Consider the following 19,906-nt stretch of genomic DNA (forward strand, 5'->3'; position numbering starts at 1 on the left):
TAATAAGCATTGTTTTACTTTCATATCTCCTTCTAACCTGTTATGATAGTAATGAATTATTTTTGTTCGGCATGTAAGAAGGAATGGATTCATTCACTCTGAATACCGCTAAGAGCAAGGATAGTATTAATATGTGTTATATGCACTAGGAGGACGTTAAAATGGAAAAAGGTACAGTAAAATGGTTTAATGCAGAAAAAGGTTTCGGATTCATCGAAGTAGAAGGCGGAGAAGATGTATTTGTTCATTTCTCAGCTATTCAAGGTGAAGGATTCAAATCTCTTGACGAAGGTCAAGCAGTAACGTTTGATATCGAGCAAGGTCAACGTGGACCACAAGCTGCAAACGTTGTTAAAGCGTAAGCATCTTACTAACTTACAAATCCGGCAGGAGTTCCTGCCGGATTTTTTTATATTCTCCCGAGAATAAAACTAAAATGGGTGGGTATAAATGTTATATTGATAAGTTTTAGCATACTTCATCAAACTACATAAGAAAGCAATACAGATTGAAGGAAAAGGAAGGGGTAAATATGGGAGAACTCTGGAATCTTCTGAAACAAGGCAATAAATCGTCCCTGTTGGCAGCTGTTATTAATGCTGTCATTGCAGTGGTAAAGGGGGTGGCCTATGCATTTACTGGAAATGTAGCGATGTTTGCCGAAACGCTGCATAGTGTCGGCGATTCGGCCAATCAGTTTTTTGTCTTTATTGGTTCGGCATTGAGTAAGAAGTCGCCTACACCCCGCTTTCCAAACGGATTTGGGAGATTGGTCAACCTTGTCTTATTAGCGGCGGTACTCGTCGTTGGTATTATGGCTTATGAAACAGTCATTGAAGGGTATAAACATATATTTCACCCAACTGAGTCGGAAGGATTCCTCATAAGTGTTGCAGTATTGTCGCTGGCAGTCATCTTGGAGGGATTTGTTCTGTTTAAAGCAATGAAAGAAACGCTGCATGAGGTTGGCATTGAAGCAACAGGGTTTGAAATTGTTACAAAAAGTGTGGCCAATGTAAATAAAGCCAAAGCCGCAACCAAACTTGTGTTCCTGGAGGATACTGTAGCCACAGGCGGCGGTCTTCTGGCTCTTATTGCCATCGTCATTTCTCATTATACTCCCTATCATCAGGCAGAAGGCATCGCTTCCATTATTATTGGTATATTGATGTTTATAGTAGTAGGGAAAACCTTCCTGGATAATGCTGCAGGAGTTTTAGGTGAGGCCGATTTAGCCATGAGGAATGTAATAGGGGATATTGCCTATCAGGACCCTGGAGTCAACGATGTTCAGGAAATCGCTGTCCTTAAAGAAGGAGATGAATATCATGTGGAATTGGTGGTGGAAGTAGATCCGGCACTCACCGTTGCAGAGGCAGATGATATTAAGGACCGGCTTGAGGACAGGATTTTAAGGGAAAACGGCGTAACAGATGTAATTGTAGAATTCGATGAAGACGACAAGCTTACCAAATGGAAAGGATCAACGGAAAACGAATAACCGTCTTAGTGAGCCGCCTTAAAGAGGCGGTTTTTTGGTGAGGGAATACATTTGTGTGAAACGGGACAGAATCACCTGATAATTGGAAAGTTTGAGAAAAAAACGGTTGCACTCCTTGGGGAATAGTTCAAATTCATGCTAAACAGTCAATCATGATAGATGACTTAAAGGAAAGACAAAATTTTTTACCGTTCATGATAAGGTGGTCTATTCTCATTGAAAAGGCTCTTTTCGCAAACTTTGATGATATATGAATTGCGAATTCTAATACGCTATTTTACCAGGAGTATCGCACGAATTAAGAAAGAGAAGAGCTGGTCTTCCGTTCACATACAAAAACCTTATATTGGGGTTTTCCAAGAGCAATAATCATTACGAAGAATTATCTATTCCTTTAGAAAGGCTGTTTTCGCATATATTGTTGTTTTCGGAAAAATCCCAAGTGCCGGATTTTTCCCCTGTATTCATAGGGTTTTACTCTCGAAAAGGAACGGGCAGCTCTTTTCTTTCCCTCTCACCGCGGTTTTAACGACGATTTACCAGGATATTAGTTGATATTTATATTGAATAGCAACAAAGTTTACGAAAAGAGCCTTTAAAAAAACCATTTGAAAGCCGAAAAAATTCACTTATGTCTTGATCCGTGGTGGATTCGGACACCAGCTCTGAGTTTCTTCTTATAATTCCGGACCAAGTCAGTCTGCTTAAAGTCCACTAAAACAGAAAAGCAGTAAAAAGGAATGATTAGAAATAATTGGCATAAGTATTTTTCGATAATTTTGTAAAACATGAAACTTTTATGTTTTTTGCCTCGTATACATACTATATCCTCTAAGTTATAGGCATATAGAAATAAGGGGAACGAAAATAGGAGGGGTAGTAATTATGCAGTTATTTGGTTTACTTATGATCTTGATTCCAGTCTTGGTTGTTGCAGCGATTGTAGGGATTGCTTATTTCTTTTGGGTCAGATTCCGTTATCGTACGGCGAAGTCGAATCAGGCTTTAATCATTACCGGTCCAAGGCTTGGCGATCCGGAAAAAGAAACAAACATCTTCACCGATGATGAAGGGAGATCCATGAAAATCATCAGGGGTGGCGGATACCGCTTAAGAAGATTCCAAACATCGACGCCTGTCAACCTTACGTCATTTCAATTGAAGCTTTCCACGCCGCGTGTTTACACAAACGGCGGGGTGCCGATCGTAGCCGACGCAGTGGCAATGGTTAAGGTAGCAGATAGTCTCAACGGAATTGCAAACTATGCAGAGCAATTTCTTGGTAAAGACCAGGATGAAATTGAATCCGAAATCATAGAAGTTTTAGGAAGTAACCTGAGGGCCATCCTGTCGAAAATGACAGTCGAGGATATCAACAGCGACCGTGAAAAATTCAATGCGGATGTTGCGGAGATTGCTCAGAAGCAATTGGATCTGATGGGCTTCAAAATTACATCCCTTGGGTTGACTGACCTGCGTGATGCTGATGAAGAAAATGGATACCTGGAGAATCTTGGGCGTCCTCGTATAGCAGAAGTACGGAAACTAGCTGAAATTGCCGAAGCAGAAAATGATCGTGAAACGAGAATCCATAGAGCACAAACAGATCAGCAAACAAAAGAAGAAGAATACAAGCGCCAAATAACCATTGCTGAGAGCAAAAAAGAGAAGGATATAAAAGATGCAGCTTTCAAAGAAGAGACAGAAAGAGCGCGTGCGAAATCCGAACAATCTTATGAGCTCGAGAAAGCGAAATTGGCTAAAGAAGTAAAGGAAGAAGAATTGACTCTGAAATTCCTTGAACGTGAACGTGCCGTTAAGCTGGAAGAAGAAGAGAGCAAGGTCCGTAAGACAAAAGCGGATGCTGAATACTATGAGACAACCAGGAAAGCGGAAGCCGAAGCACGCAGGGCCGAAATTGACGGGGAAGCAAAAGCGAAGATCCGCCGTGAAGAAGGTTCAGCTGAAGCAGATGTCATCCGGGAACGCGGTAAGGCAGAAGCTGAAGCGCGTAAATTACTCGCTGAAGCGATGGAAAAACACGGTGATGTCATTATCACTGAGAAACTCATTGAGATGCTGCCACTGTTCGCAGAAAAGATTGCGCAGCCATTGAATAACATAGAATCAGTTAAGATCATTGATTCAGGTAACGGAAATGGAATCCCTTCATTTGGAAAGAGTATCACAAAGACGATGGTCGACATGCAGGAACCCTTAAAAGAAATGACAGGAATTGATGTTGGAGAGCTTCTAAAATCGTATGTTTCCAGAGGGAACTCAAACAATGGAAACAATTCAACAAGTCAGACACAAACTGCGCTGGCAGAGCCGTCTGCACTTGCAGAGGGAACACCAGATAAGTCCAGCGAAGAATCAGAAGATAGTTAAGAGGCAGAAAGCGAAGCGCATCCTGATAAAGGGTGCGCTTTTTAGGAGGAAGAGGAAATGAAATTAGACCTGTTGAAAGTTATGGAAATCATCAAGCTCGGTGAAAAATTGAAATATGAGCTGCGCCACAGCTGGTTATCAAATGGGCGAAGGGAAAGTGTTGCTGAACACACCTGGAGGACAACCCTCATGGCTGTGCTGATTGTTCCAAAGCTTTCCGTGAGGGCAGATATGGAGAAATTGCTTAAAATGCTTATTATACATGATTTGGCAGAGGCTGAAGCAGGAGATATACCAGCATTCGATACGTTGAATAATAAGGGTTTGAAAACCGAGAAAAGAAGGAAGGAAATCAAAGCTATAGAAAACATCAGAAACACATTGGGAGATGACACCGGGCAGGAACTGTACGAGCTGTGGTTCGAATTTGAGGATCAAGAAACAACAGAGGCAAAGATAGCGAATGCCCTGGATAAATTGGAGGCGCAAATTCAGCATAATGAAGGCGATTTATCAACCTGGCTGGAGATTGAGCAAGAGATGAGTTTTAACCTAGGCCGTCATGTAGAGTTTGATCCGGTACTTGAAACTCTTAAAGATTTGATCCAGGATGAAGCAGAAGAGAAATTGGTTGCAGCAGGGGTGAATGTTGCTTTGCTGAAGGACAGACTTGTGAGGAAAGCTTAGACACTCTTTCTTAAACTTCTCTATAAAATTCAAAATTTTAAGTATGTTAAAATTAAGCAATAGACTTGGGTGAAGGGAGAGAGAAATGGAATTTACTATAGATAGCGAGAGGCTAAAGACAGCATTGAATATTGTCGGACGAGTGGTACCGGGAAATCCGGTGGTCCCTGTTCTCTCAGGAATTATGATTGAGGCAGAAGCGAATCATGTCGTATTGACCGGCAGCGATGCTGATATCAGTATCGTAAAAAGGATTGATATGAACAGTACCGAGTCAGGAGAGGTTATAGATCCTGGGAAATCAGTCGTTCCAATGAAATATTTTCATGAGCTCATAAAAAAAATGCCCAATGAAACATTAATCACAATCAAAAAGATAAACCATCAAGTAAAGGTCACTAACGGGGAAATTGAAATGACTTTAAGCCGAATGAATGACGAAGACTACCCGGCGTTCCCTGAAATACCAAGTCATGAAGGAGGAGAAATCAAAGGAAGTCTTTTGATTGAAATGATAAAAGAAACACAATTTGCGGCTTCCAAATCTGATTCCCGCCCTGTGTTGACAGGTTTAAATTGGGTATTTTCAGAAAACCAGCTGACAATGACGGCAACGAACTCGCAGAGAATGGCGATGAGAAAGACATCTCTGCAAACAACGGTTTCAGGATCATTTATTTTTCCTATCAAAGCAATGACCGAGCTGACCCATGTGTTGGATAAACATCAATTCATTCAACTGTTCCCAAGTGATAACATGGTCATATTTCAAACAGATGACCTTCTTTTCTTTACAAAACTTATATCAGGAAATTATCCCGATATAACCAAAATCATACCTGAAGAAACAGTAACAGAAGTAGTGATGAGCCGCAGAAGACTCCTGCAAGGCATTGAACGTGCAAATTTGCTCGCTTTCCAGTGGAAACATAATAATGTTATGTTTTCCTTTACCGACGGAGGAAAAATTCAACTGGCATCCAGCACTTCTGAGATTGGCCAGATCACTGAGAAATTAACCCCCTTGAAATTGAAGGGGGATAAGGGATATAAGATTTCGTTTGATGGCAAGTTTATTGCAGAGGCTTTGAAGTCTATGAATGATGAACTGATTTCACTCCGGTTTGGCGGCAGTCTTAGACCGATTATCATTTCACCATACAACAAACAGTCGACTATACATTTAATATCACCTGTAAGAGCTCCATCGTATCAATGACTGGTCATCACTTATAGTGGCAGATAATATATCATTTCATAGAAAACACCGGCCAATCATTTGGAGGGCACTGAAAAAGTCCAATAAAGTTCTAAAAGGCAGAATCGCTCACCTCTAAGAGCGATTCTGCCTTTTTCACTTCAGATTTCACGAAAAAATGTTGATTTCCGTTCCAGGTGCACGACTCCGCGGGGCGGGCGTTGAGCCTCCTCGGCTTCGCCTGCGGGGTCTCACCTGTCCCGCTAGTCCCGCAGGAGGTCGTGCACCTTCCACTCCAATCAACATTGAGAAAAAAGAACACTACCCGCTAATAAATCCTTACTTTATAATAGAACTAACAATATTAAGTGGGTGGTTTCCAGTGATTCAACAACAACAAACAATGATGTTCAGTAAGTATATGGACCTTTATGATATCGTCGTTCCTCAGGACAATATGTTAAGGAAAATAAACGATTTAATCGATTTCTCCTTTATTTTTGATGAATTAAAGAATAAATATTGTCATGATAATGGGCGAAATGCGATTGATCCTATTCGCATGTTCAAATATTTGTTTTTGAAAACCATTCACGATGTATCAGATGTCGATATTGTTGAGCGGTCTAAATATGATATGTCTTTCAAGTATTTTTTGAATATGGCTCCAGAAGAGCCCGTCATTGATTCAAGTTCTCTGACTAAGTTTCGTAAACTTAGGTTAAAGGACATGAACTTATTAGACATGCTTGTCAACAAGACGGTTGAGATTGCCATAGAGAAAGAAATTATAAAAAGTAAGTCCATTATTGTTGATGCCACCCATACCAAAGCCCGCTATAATCAAATGAAGCCAAAGGAAATTCTTATGGAGCGCTCCAAGAATCTTAGAAAATCGATTTATAAGATTAACGAAAGTATGAAGGACAAGTTCCCTGTGAAGCCAACCAATGATGTTCTGGAAGATGAGATAACCTACTCACAAAAGCTCATTAAGGTGATAGAAAAGGAAGAAATCCTTTTAGAATATCCCAAAGTGAAGGAACAGCTTAATCTCCTGAAAGAAACGGTTGCCGATGATATTGAGCAGCTCCAGTGCATGAATGATCAGGATGCCAAAGTGGGACACAAAACAGCAGATTCCTCCTTTTTTGGCTATAAAACTCATCTTGCGATGAGTGAAGAACGTATTATTACAGCCGCAACCATTACCACTGGAGAAAAGAGTGACGGGAAAGAACTGCAGACACTCATAGAGAAAAGTAAAAACGCGGGCATAGAAGTGGAGACGGTTATTGGGGATGCGGCCTATTCCGAGAAAGATAATATTGAATATTGTGAAGGAAATGAAATCAAACTGGTTTCAAAATTGAACCCTCTAATCACTCAGGGTGCTCGAAAAAAAGAGGACGAATTCGAATTCAATAAGGATGCGGGTATGTATGTCTGCAAGGCAGGACATATGGCTATAAGGAAAGCTAGGCAAGGTAAAAAAGGAGTAGGCAAAAACCAGGCAGACACCTATTATTATGACGTGGATAAATGTAAGAGATGCCCACTGAGAGAAGGGTGCTACAAGGAAGGAGCCAAAAGTAAGACGTATTCCGTTACTATAAAGTCCGATCAGCACTCCTCCCAAGCAAAATTCCAGGAAAGCGAGTATTTTAAGGAAAAGGCAAAAGAACGATATAAAATTGAAGCGAAAAATAGTGAACTAAAACACAGACACGGGTATGATGTAGCAGAATCCTCGGGTCTAATTGGCATGGAATTACAAGGTGCCATGGCTATATTTGCGGTAAATATTAAAAGGATCCTAAAACTAATGTGATAATAAAGGGCAGCATATATGTTTATATCCAAGAAAAAGCCACCCCTTCTTCCTTTTATAGGAAGAAGGGGTGGCTTTTTCTTTATTAATTTTAGTTATAGTTTAGAAATCGGCAGATTTTCAGTGCCCTCATCATTTGGTCAGTGTTTTTTTAAATCACATGTTTGATTTCTTTCATTAAAGGATAATTAGCAATTAAGATAATAAAAAAACCTGACAATTGATTAACAATAATAAAAGGCGGTGTATTGAAATGAGCAATATCAAACGAGACAAAGTGCATGTCGGCGACTGGGTTAGAGGTTTTGCGAAAAATGGAGCATTGATACAAGGGTATCTGGAAAATATCGACCCTCTTGATCCTTTATTTAAAATAAGGGTCGTCGATAGTGATGACAAAGATTTAATCGGGTTTTCATTAAATATGGATGACAGTCTCATTGAAAAAGTTCCTTCAAACGACAGTCTTACAGAGCCCCAGATTCAGTACTTAATAGACATTGCATTGGAAACACAGGATAAGGAATGGTTTTATGAACTGACGAACTCCATGCAGCCATACAAGCAAAATTATGGTCAACGTCACTCTCCTGAATTTGTCGATTTTACAATGAAGCGTTAAATCTATCTTATAGAGAGCCATCAACTCAGGTAACATTGATATGCAGGAGGGATAAAGTGAAAGAACTAAGAGAATTGGCGGAACAGCTGAAAGAATTGCTGAAAGCTGAAGGTGAAGCTAAGGAAGGGATGATATCTTTGGAGATTTCCAGAGATATTGAGGTATCCGTACAGGGCAGGCCATTCAAAAGTGAAACAGAGATGGAAATTCATTTTGAAGCATTTCAAGAGGATGGAACAGCTCTTAATCATGCAGAAATCGTTCTTCTCCCGGAGGAAGTACCAGACTTTACAATTGCACTTGGCAAGAACGACATCCCGATCACTGCCTTGCATAATCATTGGCTGTTTGCAGAACCGGCGATCAAATACTTACATGTTCAGACAGTTGAGAAGCCGGAGTCCTTCGCCAAAAGGCTTTCAGAAGCTTTTAAGGTATTAATACATTGACTCTCATAGCTTGGGATATAGGATAAGCAGCAGCTCCAATAAGGTGCTGCTCTTATTTTTTTGATGATCTTGAAAACCCCTGGCTATGCCGGGGGTTCCAGAGAGCTTAAAGCGTGGTATTAAAAAAACCTCGCTTCCATGATAGGATAAAGTTGGTTTCCCGACCACTTCATTCCATCATAGAAGGAGGTATGCCCTGTGAAGGACATGAACAGTTTAGCACATACAACTTGGAATTGTAAGTATCACTTAGTATTTGCACCGAAATACAGAAGACAGATTATATATGGAAAATACAAAAAGAGTATTGGGCAAATTATTCGAGATTTGTGTGAAAGGAAAGGTGTCATAATTCATGAAGCAAATGCCTGCCCGGATCACATTCATATGTTAGTGAGTATCCCACCAAAGTTAAGCGTATCTCAATTCATGGGTTACTTAAAAGGAAAAAGCAGTCTCATGATATTTGATCGCCATGCCAATTTGAAATATCGATATGGAAATCGAAAATTCTGGTGTCGTGGATTCTATGTTGATACAGTGGGCAGAAACAAGAAGCAAATCCAAGAATACATTAAGAATCAGCTGAAGGAAGATTATATGGCCGACCAGTTAACATTGTTCGAGGAACATGACCCGTTTACCGGACAGAAAAATCGGAAGAAATAAAGAAATTCTTTAGAATTAGTGAGTGAATGTGGTGCAGAAGGGAAACCATTCAGTGGGCCTTTTAGGCCGAGGCCGGTAAGAGAGGCTTCCAGCCGCAGAGCAAACCACCAGTTCACACTGGTGGTTTTGATTTTCAAAGAATCCGAGCCAGTATAATAGTAACAGGGCTATTTGGCTGATTACTTTTCTGATGAATATTATAGTAAGCTATTAGATAAAGAGAGAGAAATGGACGTACATAGAGAGGAAGAGTTTGATGATATTAAAAAAGGAACTTGCATATTCCATCATTATTCTACTTCTGTTCTTGACTGGTTGCAGCTCTTCAGGCAATCTTTCAGGCAGAAACATAATTCACTCTTCGCTGACAGTTGAACAAGCCCTTTCAAAAGGTGAAAATGAAGAGGTCGGTGTTCAGGGCTATGTTGCCGGACAGCCTGTCTCCACAAGCTCTGTGGCTTTTGAGAACTTTTCCAATGATTATGCCTTGGCTTTAGCCGATTCTCCGGAGGAAAACAACAGAGAGAAAATGATCTTTGTTCAGATACCTGCTGAATTCAGGGAACAATACGGACTGCAGAGTAATCCTTCCTTGTTGGGAAAACGGATAATCGTTACGGGGAAGCGTGAAAGCTACTTTGCACATCCAGGAATAAAATCCGTCACTTCCATTGAGAGTAAGCCTGATTCAGAACAGCCGGAGGATGGTGAGGAAGAGGAGCCGCCGTCTCCACCTGAAATAGCTGATCCCTATTACCAGGGAGCAAACGGAAAAACAGGGTTAAAACTGAAAGAAGCTTTACACGACATCATCGATGATCACAGGAGACTGTCATATGCTGAAGTATGGCTGGCATTGAGGGAAACAGATGAAGATCCAGAAAATCCTTCAAATGTCATTTTGTTATATACAGGCCGTTCGCAATCGAAGATTCTCAATGGAGGAGGTGCCGATGAGTGGAATCGCGAGCATGTCTGGGCCAAATCTCATGGCGGTTTTGGCACTTCAAAAGGAGCAGGAACTGATCTCCATCATTTACGGCCAGCTGATACATCAGTGAACTCATCCAGAAGCAACCTTGACTTTGATAACGGCGGTTCACCTCATGGAGAAGCAGAAGGTAATTTCTCCGACAGCGACTCCTGGGAACCACGGGATGAGGTAAAAGGAGATATTGCCCGTATGTTATTTTATATGGCAGTTAGGTATGAGGGGGCAAGCGGGGAACTCGACTTGGAGCTGAATGACAAAGTTGAAAATGGGTCCAACCCTCTTCATGGAAAACGCACGGTTCTATTGGAGTGGCATAAACAGGACCCTGTAGATGAAAATGAAATGCGAAGAAATGAAATCATTTATGAAAATTATCAAGGAAACCGCAATCCATTCATTGACCATCCGGAATGGGCAGAAATGATCTGGTGAAAATAAAATTTTTAAAAGGAGTGCTAACTATTCTATAGGCATTCCTTTTTTACTGGGAAATGAAGGATTTTTCCCGGCAATAAACCTGGTTCGAGGTTTATGATAATCATGAAAGGTATAACCATTAACTTTCAATGAAATCGACAGAGCTGCAAACCAAGAAACCCGCTTTGCAAAGATGAAAAAAGAGGAAAGTCTTGAATTAAAGTGCGCAAATTACAGAAGGGGCATCACCTTGAGACAGTTAATTTTGAAAACCCGATGTTTTAGTGTGTATTCTTTATCCGATGGGGTATATTCCGCAATAGCAAAACTTGGTGGAGGTACTTGGAGTAATGCGGTGATTGAAGACCTTGATGAAGATTTGATACTGTTTGATTCGTTTAGTTAGTATACCTGCTGGCTGTGAGTTAAGAGGATTGGCTGAAGCGATTATAGGAATAAAAGTAAAGTACCTTCTAAACACCCACCACCATGGTGATCTTGTGTTTGGAAATCAAGCTTTCAGTGATGCCACAATTATATCCACAACTCTGACCAGAAAGTTGATCAAAGTGAAAATTATAGCGGAAGAACAAGAAGAAATGGAAGCGTACTTAGAAGGGTTTAAAAAAGCCCACAAAATATCATGTTAAAAGTAAGTTTGCAGAATCAGTTGTAATGAAATGAAGAAAGTGCTTGATGACTTACTTACCTATTCTGAAAATGCTTGTAACGCAAATTATTTTTGAGGAAAAACGTACGATAGAAGGTGCAAAAAGGAAGTTACATAGTCTTGGAGGGGGGCATTCACCGAGCGATGCATTTTTATTTTTTCCTCTAGAAAAATTGCATTTATGGGTGATTTGGTTACAGAGAATCTCCACGTGCCTATTCACAATCCTGATGAATTTATTTACTATTTGCAAAAAGTGAAGCAGATGGATATCGAAATCTTGATTTCTGGACACGGAACAATCGGGGATCAAGAGATGCCGTATATTCTTGCTGATTACCTATCGTTTATAAGTGATAAGTCTCAAGAAACCATGTCCCCTTCCACCTTTTTATTTCAAATAGTATAACATTCAGTAAGTATCTGAATAGGATCGATGCCAAGATAATAGGCTGAAAAAATCGGTCAGAGGCTTAAGCCGCTGACCGTCTTCAATTAAAAGTATATTGAACTTTTAATTGAATAATAATAACTGACCATTTTATTAATCCCCCATTATGACTCCCGCCAAGTCCTGAGCTCACCTTTTCTTCTGGTTAAATCCATATTGCCGATTACTTCGCTTCCGCATTTCTTTTCGAAGGTCAGCAATAATTCATCCCAGGACTCCGAAAATGGAAGGAATGGTACCGGGCACACCTTAGAATAACGGCCTTTTTTAGCCTGGATTTCCATTATGGGAGATCCGCTCATTTTTGCTTTGCGAACTTCATGGACATGTTCAAAATCTATTTTATGACGAGTCATCCCAATAACCTTTAAGATGAATTGTTTCTCCGTTATGATGATGCGCTGGCTTTTGATGGCTGAATAAAGTAGCGTGCATATAACAATAAAGAGAAGGCTTAGAAGCAGAAATGAAGTCCATTGGGCCAAAGTTTCATCAAGAACCATACTTAAAATGCTCCCACCGGCCACAAGAAGAAAATAGACAGCTGCCATAATTTTGATAACCCCTTTAGTTTCAGGGAAATAAACTTTAACTACCCTCAATTCAGTCACAACTTTTCATGAAAAATCCCGTGGCTCAACAAGCTTGATAAATGCTGTAGTCTGGAAGGGGATAATACCATCCTGGCCGTAAAAAGAAGGTTCGAAACGTAAAGGGTATCTATTTTACCATTATCCTTATTTCCATGGCGTAAACATTTACGGGAAAGACCTTCGTTAGATGTTAACATAATATAATTAAAGTAAAGAAAAGTCTATGATTATTTATGTCTGATTGTGTCAAAGAATTGAAAAACAGAAATGTTCAGCTGCAGCTTATATCTTCATCTTTATACGTGAAATAAATGGTTGGATTGAAGGTGTGCTTAAAAGGGGTGACCGTCTGCTGGTATAGTTTACATCCAGGATGTTTCTGATTCCATTTGATCATTGTGTCAAAGAACTGATCAGCAGGGTGAAAAGTAGTACAGGAAAAAATATGACACAGGGTGAAATCATTAACTCAAAATTGTTGCTGCCACTGGAATGTGTCCAGCCAGGGATAAAAAAGCCTATATTGGCGACATGCATCATCAATGTCATGACTGCAATCAGTTTTCCCGTGAATATAAGTAATAAATTTCCTTTTAGTGCAGGTATGACATGCTTTAAGAGGACATGATTCCCGCTTCTTTCCCCCAACATTCTTTCGCTTTCTATATAATCATTATGTAGGGTGACGTTAGTTCCTTTTCCAATCAATTGCATCAGTCAGGGTAGGGATTTCTAGTAAAGTTAGCGTGAAAGCAATGAAATACCACCTGAAATCCGGAAGTCATCCAGCCTTGCTTGAAAATCAAGTTCAGTGAAATAAAAAAAGAGACCGAAAAAATCGGTCTCTTGCACTTTATTCGATGTAAGTCCACTTATAAGAGTAGTCGGCACCAAAGGAATGGCGGTAAAGGTCCTTTACATACTCTCTTTGAACATATGCAGAACCATCCTGGAACATTGGGCTGATGGCCTGATCTTCCATAAGGATTTGTTCAGCTTTTAGAAGAGCTTCCCAGCGCTTTTCCGGATCTTCAAGCAATGTGCTTTGAGCATCCTGGATTAACTGGTCATATTCTTCATTAGAGAATCCAGTTTGGTTGTATGAGCTTCCCGTTACGAACATATCAAGGAATGTCATTGGATCTGGGTAGTCAGGTCCCCAGCCGGCGTAAGAGAAATCATAGTCACCTTTTTGTTCAACTTCAAGCTTTTGTTTGAATGGCTGTTGAGATATGGTAATCGATAAGCCTTCAAGATTCGCTTCAAGCTGCTCTTTCAGGTATTCACCGACTTTACGAGAATTTTCACTATCATAGTTCAACAGCTCAAGAGATGCTGTTTCAATTCCTAATTCTTCTTTGGCAGTTTTCCAAAGGTCAGCAGCTTTCTCTGGTGCATACTCACCAAGCTGGCCATTTGCATCGCGGAAGTCTTTCCCATCAGGACCCGTTACGAAGTCGTCTGGTACAAGATAGTATGCAGGGATGGATCCATCATTTAGGAGAACTTGTACAAGACCTTCTTTGTCCCATGCCATGTCAAATGCTTTGCGGGCATTTTTATTAGCCAACACTTCATTTTTTTGGTTCAAACGAAGGAAGAAGGTTGATGTGCGCAGCCTAGTATTAAAGTTCGGGTCATCCTTGTATGTATCAACATACTGCTCAGATAACACAGCAACATCTGTTTCTTTTGTTTCATAAAGGTTTACACGAGTTGACGTGTCTTTTACGATGTTGAAATTGATTTCTTTAAGCTTTACAACGTCTGATTCCCAATAGTCAGGGTTTTTCTTCATTTGGAAGCTTTGTTCATGTTTCCAATCAGATAATACGAAAGGACCATTGTAAATAGCTGTGTTAGCTTCGAGACCAAATTGATCGCCTTGCTCTTCAACAAAAGCTTGGTTTTGTGGAAGGAATGTAGCAAATGTCAGCAGTGACTTGAAGTAAGGCACGATTGTTTCTAACTCGATTTGAAGTGTCTTATCATCAATTGCTGTAATGCCGGCTTCATCAACAGGAACTTCCCCATTGTTGACTTTCTCAGCATTTTTGATGTCAAACATAATATATGCATACTCTGATGCATTATCAGGGTCTAATGCTTTTTTCCAAGCATATTCAAAATCATGCGCTGTGACAGGGTCACCATTAGACCACTTTGCATCACGGATTTTGAATGTGTATGTTTTTCCATCTTCAGAAACTTCAGGCTCTTCTGCAGCCATACCAAGAACCGGCTCATCATCTTCGCCTAAACGGTATAACCCTTCAAATACGTTATTCATCACATTGAATGAAACAGAGTCTGTTCCAAGCGTTGAATCCAATGAAGGGATTTCAGAGCTTTCAAGCAAGTTAAGAACTTGCTCATCTTTACCGCCATCTGTGCCGGCGGTATTGTTGTCGCTGTTGTTACCGCCGCCGCATGCTGTTAAGAAAGCACTTACAACAAGCAGAATAGACAGTAATATCAATGATTGTTTCTTCATGTAAACGCAACCACCTATCTATAAAAATTTTATGTATCCCTTTTGAGGGACCGGTTTCCATAATAATCGCAAATTTTCGCAAATGCAACAATAAAGTCTTATATCAAAATAATAACAGTATTGCTAAAAGTGAGAAATTGAATAAAATTTTGAAGATTTTAACAACTATTTCACTATTTTGAAATAACACTTTTGGCAACCTCAAGTTCTTCAAAAAGTATTCCCGGGATATATTTATTTATTCATTAGAAAGTATGGGGCTTTTGGAGTGTTGAGGTTGGAAAGCCCTTATTTAAAGGAATTATTGACAGATTCTTGCGAATATAATATTATTATCTTATACAGTTGAATAGTTTCTCCTTAAAGGGGAGTAGCTTTTACAGCAAAGTCGTCATTTCAGAGTGTAAACTCTCGGCTTTGTTGGCAACGATCATGTTGTTAGCAAGACCTTTACCATGCTGGTACAGGTCTTTATTTTATTTATGAAGCCTTTACCACATTGCTGGTAAAGGCTTTTTTTATTAAATGATTGAATTGAATGTTAAAGGAAGTGATAAGCGTGAAAAGGGGTCAGAGTAGCATTGATGAGCTGGTAAAGAGGAACTTCTCAAGGATAAAAAATTCGTCGAAAAAATTGAAATGAAGATTGAAGAGAAATATGTAAGAGAATCTACTAAATTTAATGGAGGTCAATGAATTGATCCTAAGAAAATATATGTCTCTGATTGGAATCGGTGCTGCCAAAATAGACTTGCAGTTTCCCGAGAAGGAATATAAGGCTGGTGAGACAATAAAAGGGTTATTCCTGATAGAAGGAGGAACCATCGAACAAAAATTAAACAGAATAGATTGTGATTTGGTGAAAATTGATAAGCTTTTCAAAAAGGAGCAAGTAATCCGTTCAGCAACAGTTCTTACTTCGACAATTATTGAGGCTCAAGAAAAATCTGAAAGGGACTTTGTTTTTAAACTTCCAGATGATCTTGAGGCTTCATCTGAATCTGTTCTATATCAATTCAAAACAAGGCTGACATTTAATGAAGGAGTGGAGAGCAGAGATCAGGATTTCGTCAGGGTTCTTTGACGGTTATAAAGAAAGGGATTTAAAGGAGGAGACTGAAAGATGGATTGGGCATTGCTAATGGAATATTTTTGGGTATTGTTCCTATTGATCGGGATTGAGGGTCTGCTTGCAGCAGATAACGCGCTTGTACTTGCCATCATGGTAAGACACCTGCCGGAAGAACAAAGAAAGAAAGCATTATTCTATGGTCTGGCAGGGGCCTTTGTGTTCCGTTTTGGTTCTCTTTTCGCCATCAGCTTCCTTGTGAATGTGTGGCAGGTTCAGGCGATCGGGGCCCTTTATCTTCTATTTATAGCAGCTAACCATATTTTCAGGAAGTTGGCTGTGGGAAAACATAAAAATGATAAGGGTGCTGCCAAGGCCAATAAAAAGCCATCAGGTTTTTGGGGGACTGTTTTGAAAGTAGAGCTGGCTGATATTGCCTTTGCTGTAGATTCAATATTGGCCGCTGTGGCTTTAGCTGTTGTACTGCCGGATACGCCCCTCCCCCATATTGGAGGCCTCGATGGTGGTAAGTTTCTTGTGATTTTTGCCGGTGGACTGATTGGTTTGATCATCATGAGATTTGCTGCTGACTTTTTTGTGAAACTTTTACAAAAGAAACCGGGTCTTGAAATTGCTGCTTTCATGATTGTTGCCTGGGTGGGCGTGAAGCTTGCCGTTTATACATTATCTCACCCTGCACTTGGTGTGCTGTCAGAAAGTTTTGCCAAGTCACCCCAATGGAAGATTTCATTCTATGCAGTGCTTCTTCTGATTGCTGGAGGGGGCTGGTTTTTATCGAAGGAGAAAGGGGAGCCTGACTCAAAGGGCATGGAGGAGCAGCGCTCATAGGGGTGATGTGTTAACCGGCCGGCAGAAGGTGCTGCCGGTTATTTATTTGTCTTTCCTGGAATTTCATTAGAGAGGAGGATGACTCATAAGTGGACTATGAGCTAGCAAAATAGAAGTCGATTAGGAAGGGTAGCTTATTGAAGATTCATTGGCTCAGTATTGGAGGAGGAATTTCATGGCCCACTTTTAAAGGGATTTTGAGAATAGAGTGACTCATGAGAGCGTGATGAGCCCATTTCAAAAAGGGGGAATGAGATTAGAGTGACTCATGAGAGCGTCATGAGCCAATATTTAAGGGAGAACTAGGAATAGAGTGTCTCATAAAAGCATCATGAGCCCATTTTAAAAGGAAAAATAAGAATAGAGTGTCCCATGAGAGCATCATGAGCCCATTTTAAAAAGGAAAAATGAGAATAGTGTGTCCGATAAGAGCGTCATAAGCCCATTTTTAGTGGGAAATTGAGAAAAGAGTGTCTCATGAGCCCGTTATAAGTCAACTTTTAAAGGATAAATAAGAATAGAGTGTCCCATGAAAGCATCATAAGCCTTTTCTTAAATAGGAATAGAGATCAGCGTATCATTGAGAGGTCTCGTGACACGAATGATCACAAAAAGTGCAAATAGGAGTTAGTCAAAAAAGCTTCATAAGACCAGCATCACCCGGGTCAACAGGTTTACCGGTCCTATGATGATCTAAGCAGCCCTATTTATTCTTCTTCACTCACCTTAACTAACTGCTTTCCAAGATTGCTGCCAGTAAACAACCCAAGGAAAGCATCGGGGACATTTTCGAATCCTTCAGTAATTGATTCTTCATACGTTAACTTACCTTCAGAAACCCATTTACCCAGATCTGCTGCTCCTTCTTTAAAGCGATCGGCGTAATCATTGACGACGAATCCTTTCATGAGGGCGCTTGATTTAATCAAATAGGATTGAACGCGGTGACCGATATCTGCTTCTGTGTTATTATAAGCGGAAATGGCCCCGCAAACCGGCACTCGGGCGAATTTGTTCAGAAGGCTAATGGCTGCATCGCCTATTTCTCCTCCAACATTTTCGAAGTAGACGTCAATTCCGTTTGGGCACACTTCTTTCAGTGCTTCTCTAATATTCCCGCATGTTTTGTAATTAATCGCTTTGTCGAAACCGAGTTTGTCAGTCAAATATTCCACTTTTTCATCGGAGCCGGCAATGCCCACGACATTGGCCCCTTTAATTTTTGCGATTTGGCCGGCTGCTGAACCTACAGCACCTGCTGCACCGGAGATCACCACCGTTTCACCTTCTTTGGGCTGGCCGATATCCAGTAATCCGAAATAAGCGGTCAACCCTGTCATTCCGAGGATGCTCAGATATGATGATAAAGGGGCGATGGATGGATCGACTTTGCGGACTTCTTTTTCGTTTACAATGGAGTACTCCTTCCAAGGAAGCATCCCTATGACAAAATCACCCTCTTTTAAGTGGCTGGAATTGGATTGGACAACTTTGGACACTACGCCACCTTCGATTGGTTCCCCGACGGTAAAGGGTTCTACATACGATTTAGCTGCAGACATCCGGCCTCTCATATAAGGGTCTACTGACAGGTAGATGGTTCTAAGGAGTAATTGTTCATCACCAGGCTCCGTTACAGCGATTTCGTCATATTGGAAATCTGTTTTCTCCGGTATTCCATGTGGGCGTGAAGCCAATTTGATTTGCTTTTGAGTTTTAGGCAGCATTTATATTCCTCCTCATTTTTCTTATCATTATTAAAGGTAGCATAAAGTGAAGCGGTAAGAAAAAGTAACGCTCAAATCATTGGAAAGTGACCCGAAAGAAGGAATCCTGCTATAGAATATCGAATCTAGTTGGTCGGAATAAAAACCTCCAACTTTGGTGTGTAGAAAGAGGGAAGGTATGGAAATCACCTTACTGGAAGCAGGATTGAGTCAGAAAGAAATCTTACGAAATCCGTTTCATGATGCGGATGTTTCGGAACAAGGTAAATTCGGAGAGTATCCCTACTTGGATCACTAGTGGGTTGAGGAGGAACGGTTTCTCTTTCTCCTAAAATGTGAAGATGAATATGCAGGCTTTGCTTTCGTAAGGTTTGTGGAGGAAGAAAAAAAAATTATTATTCCATGACAGAATTTTTTTTGGGATGAAAAAATATCGCCGGTCAGGAGTAGGGAAAATCTCTGCTCTTAGGTTATTCAATCGGTTTAAGGGAGAATGGGAAGTTTCCCAAATGAAAAGGCTGTTTCGCATATATCTTTGCTTTCGGAAAAATCCCAAAAGCCCGATTTTTCCCCTGCATACTAAGTTTTTCTCTCTTGTTAAACAGGGTTTTTTCCGTTCATTACTCCACTATCTTTCTGAATTATTATCAAATAGCAACAAAGTTTACGAAAAGAGCCAATTAAAAGCACAAAATTTTTGGAGAGAAACGATTTCTGAGTTTACAAATGGTGAGTGGACTGAACTGGAAAGTGGAGGCCTTTCCATTCAGACGTTCACCCTCAGATAAAAGGAAGGATGAAAAAATGATGAAGATTTTACAACAATGGAATCAGGAAGACAGCGATTTTATAAGAAAAAAAGTGATTGAACATAACATGCAGCAAATTAGTGAGCAGGTGAAGACACCGCTTCTTAATGAAAGCTTCATGGTGAGGGACGATAATGAGGAGATTGTTGGAGGAATTACAGCGACACTATTCTGGGGGCATTGCCATGTTGACTTCCTCTGGGTAGACAATGCGCACCGTCACCAAGGAGTCGGAGAGGAACTGTTGACCAGGATGGAGATCTTAGCAAAAGAAAAGGGGTGCTATTTAATCGTCCTTGATACATTCAGTTTCCAGGCACCGGGGTTTTATAAAAAACAGGGTTATAAAGTGGTTGGAACCATTGAGGACTTTCCTAAAGGCAGCAAGCAGTTCTATCTAGAGAAGCGGATTGCTGAATGAGGTAGTATGAAGATATGGATTTTTTCCTGATAATTGCATATCCTATGCATGGCAGGAGGTGATC

General features: G+C 40.4%; 18 protein-coding genes and 1 pseudogene. 16 read left to right on the forward strand and 3 right to left on the reverse strand.

Features of this window, described 5'->3' with window-relative positions:
* The first annotated feature begins 161 nt into the window (after positions 1 to 161).
* From AC4E8A_RS09290 to AC4E8A_RS09345, 12 genes are all read left to right on the forward strand, one after another.
* Positions 162 to 362: a cold-shock protein gene (locus tag AC4E8A_RS09290; protein ID WP_119545389.1), complete on the forward strand. Its 201-nt coding sequence runs from the start codon at positions 162 to 164 to the stop codon at positions 360 to 362.
* A 170-nt stretch (positions 363 to 532) separates the two neighbouring features.
* Positions 533 to 1,501 carry a cation diffusion facilitator family transporter gene (locus AC4E8A_RS09295; RefSeq protein ID WP_490198162.1) on the forward strand — a complete coding sequence of 323 codons (969 nt, stop codon included), beginning with the start codon at positions 533 to 535 and terminating at the stop codon, positions 1,499 to 1,501.
* Positions 1,502 to 2,386: 885 nt separating this feature from the next.
* Positions 2,387 to 3,892 (forward strand): flotillin family protein, encoded by a 1,506-nt coding sequence (locus AC4E8A_RS09300; RefSeq protein WP_490198164.1) that lies wholly within the window; start codon positions 2,387 to 2,389, stop codon positions 3,890 to 3,892.
* Between the two features lie 57 nt (positions 3,893 to 3,949).
* The gene (locus AC4E8A_RS09305; protein ID WP_490198165.1) at positions 3,950 to 4,579 is read left to right on the forward strand and encodes an HD domain-containing protein; all 630 of its coding nucleotides are present in this window, start codon (positions 3,950 to 3,952) and stop codon (positions 4,577 to 4,579) included.
* Positions 4,580 to 4,664: 85 nt separating this feature from the next.
* Entirely contained in the window at positions 4,665 to 5,798 is a 1,134-nt protein-coding gene (gene dnaN, locus AC4E8A_RS09310; RefSeq protein WP_490198166.1) for a DNA polymerase III subunit beta, read from the forward strand.
* A 361-nt stretch (positions 5,799 to 6,159) separates the two neighbouring features.
* On the forward strand, positions 6,160 to 7,608 hold the full coding sequence (locus tag AC4E8A_RS09315; protein WP_490195673.1) for an IS1182 family transposase: 1,449 nt from the start codon (positions 6,160 to 6,162) through the stop codon (positions 7,606 to 7,608).
* Between the two features lie 253 nt (positions 7,609 to 7,861).
* Positions 7,862 to 8,230 carry an IDEAL domain-containing protein gene (locus AC4E8A_RS09320; RefSeq protein ID WP_490198167.1) on the forward strand — a complete coding sequence of 123 codons (369 nt, stop codon included), beginning with the start codon at positions 7,862 to 7,864 and terminating at the stop codon, positions 8,228 to 8,230.
* Positions 8,231 to 8,286: 56 nt separating this feature from the next.
* A complete protein-coding gene (locus tag AC4E8A_RS09325; protein WP_490198168.1) occupies positions 8,287 to 8,679 on the forward strand; it encodes a DUF1259 domain-containing protein in 393 nt (130 codons plus the stop codon).
* Between the two features lie 207 nt (positions 8,680 to 8,886).
* Positions 8,887 to 9,348 (forward strand): IS200/IS605 family transposase, encoded by a 462-nt coding sequence (gene tnpA / locus AC4E8A_RS09330; protein WP_119549773.1) that lies wholly within the window; start codon positions 8,887 to 8,889, stop codon positions 9,346 to 9,348.
* Between the two features lie 256 nt (positions 9,349 to 9,604).
* Complete coding sequence (locus AC4E8A_RS09335) at positions 9,605 to 10,774, forward strand: endonuclease (RefSeq protein ID WP_490198169.1); 1,170 nt, start codon at positions 9,605 to 9,607, stop codon at positions 10,772 to 10,774.
* Positions 10,775 to 11,148: 374 nt separating this feature from the next.
* Complete coding sequence (locus AC4E8A_RS09340; RefSeq protein WP_490198170.1) at positions 11,149 to 11,409, forward strand: hypothetical protein; 261 nt, start codon at positions 11,149 to 11,151, stop codon at positions 11,407 to 11,409.
* Positions 11,410 to 11,610: 201 nt separating this feature from the next.
* Positions 11,611 to 11,838 carry a hypothetical protein gene (locus AC4E8A_RS09345; protein ID WP_490198171.1) on the forward strand — a complete coding sequence of 76 codons (228 nt, stop codon included), beginning with the start codon at positions 11,611 to 11,613 and terminating at the stop codon, positions 11,836 to 11,838.
* Between the two features lie 146 nt (positions 11,839 to 11,984).
* On the opposite strand, the gene AC4E8A_RS09350 is transcribed toward AC4E8A_RS09345, so the two are convergent.
* Together AC4E8A_RS09350 and AC4E8A_RS09355 are read right to left on the reverse strand one after the other, a co-directional pair.
* Positions 11,985 to 12,431 (reverse strand): hypothetical protein, encoded by a 447-nt coding sequence (locus AC4E8A_RS09350; RefSeq protein ID WP_490198172.1) that lies wholly within the window; start codon positions 12,429 to 12,431, stop codon positions 11,985 to 11,987.
* Positions 12,432 to 13,326: 895 nt separating this feature from the next.
* Positions 13,327 to 14,967, reverse strand: a complete 1,641-nt coding sequence (locus AC4E8A_RS09355; RefSeq protein WP_490198173.1) for a peptide ABC transporter substrate-binding protein — start codon at positions 14,965 to 14,967, stop codon at positions 13,327 to 13,329.
* A 600-nt stretch (positions 14,968 to 15,567) separates the two neighbouring features.
* On the opposite strand from AC4E8A_RS09355, the pseudogene AC4E8A_RS09360 reads away from it, so the two are divergent.
* The 3 genes and pseudogenes from AC4E8A_RS09360 to AC4E8A_RS09370 all read left to right on the forward strand — a co-directional run.
* A pseudogene (locus tag AC4E8A_RS09360) lies at positions 15,568 to 15,663 on the forward strand (FbpB family small basic protein); the annotation flags it as partial.
* A 1-nt stretch (position 15,664) separates the two neighbouring features.
* Positions 15,665 to 16,051: a sporulation protein gene (locus tag AC4E8A_RS09365; RefSeq protein ID WP_490198174.1), complete on the forward strand. Its 387-nt coding sequence runs from the start codon at positions 15,665 to 15,667 to the stop codon at positions 16,049 to 16,051.
* 39 nt (positions 16,052 to 16,090) lie between these two features.
* On the forward strand, positions 16,091 to 16,885 hold the full coding sequence (locus AC4E8A_RS09370; protein ID WP_490198175.1) for a TerC family protein: 795 nt from the start codon (positions 16,091 to 16,093) through the stop codon (positions 16,883 to 16,885).
* Positions 16,886 to 17,592: 707 nt separating this feature from the next.
* Here AC4E8A_RS09370 and AC4E8A_RS09375 read toward each other — a convergent pair.
* A complete protein-coding gene (locus tag AC4E8A_RS09375) occupies positions 17,593 to 18,609 on the reverse strand; it encodes an NADP-dependent oxidoreductase (RefSeq protein ID WP_490198817.1) in 1,017 nt (338 codons plus the stop codon).
* Positions 18,610 to 19,419: 810 nt separating this feature from the next.
* Between AC4E8A_RS09375 and AC4E8A_RS09380 the strand changes: the two genes are divergently transcribed.
* Positions 19,420 to 19,842, forward strand: coding sequence for a GNAT family N-acetyltransferase (locus AC4E8A_RS09380; RefSeq protein ID WP_490198819.1), 423 nt, complete (start codon positions 19,420 to 19,422; stop codon positions 19,840 to 19,842).
* Positions 19,843 to 19,906 lie beyond the last annotated feature (64 nt).

The sequence above is a fragment of the Bacillus sp. SRL337 genome (assembly GCF_984799155.1).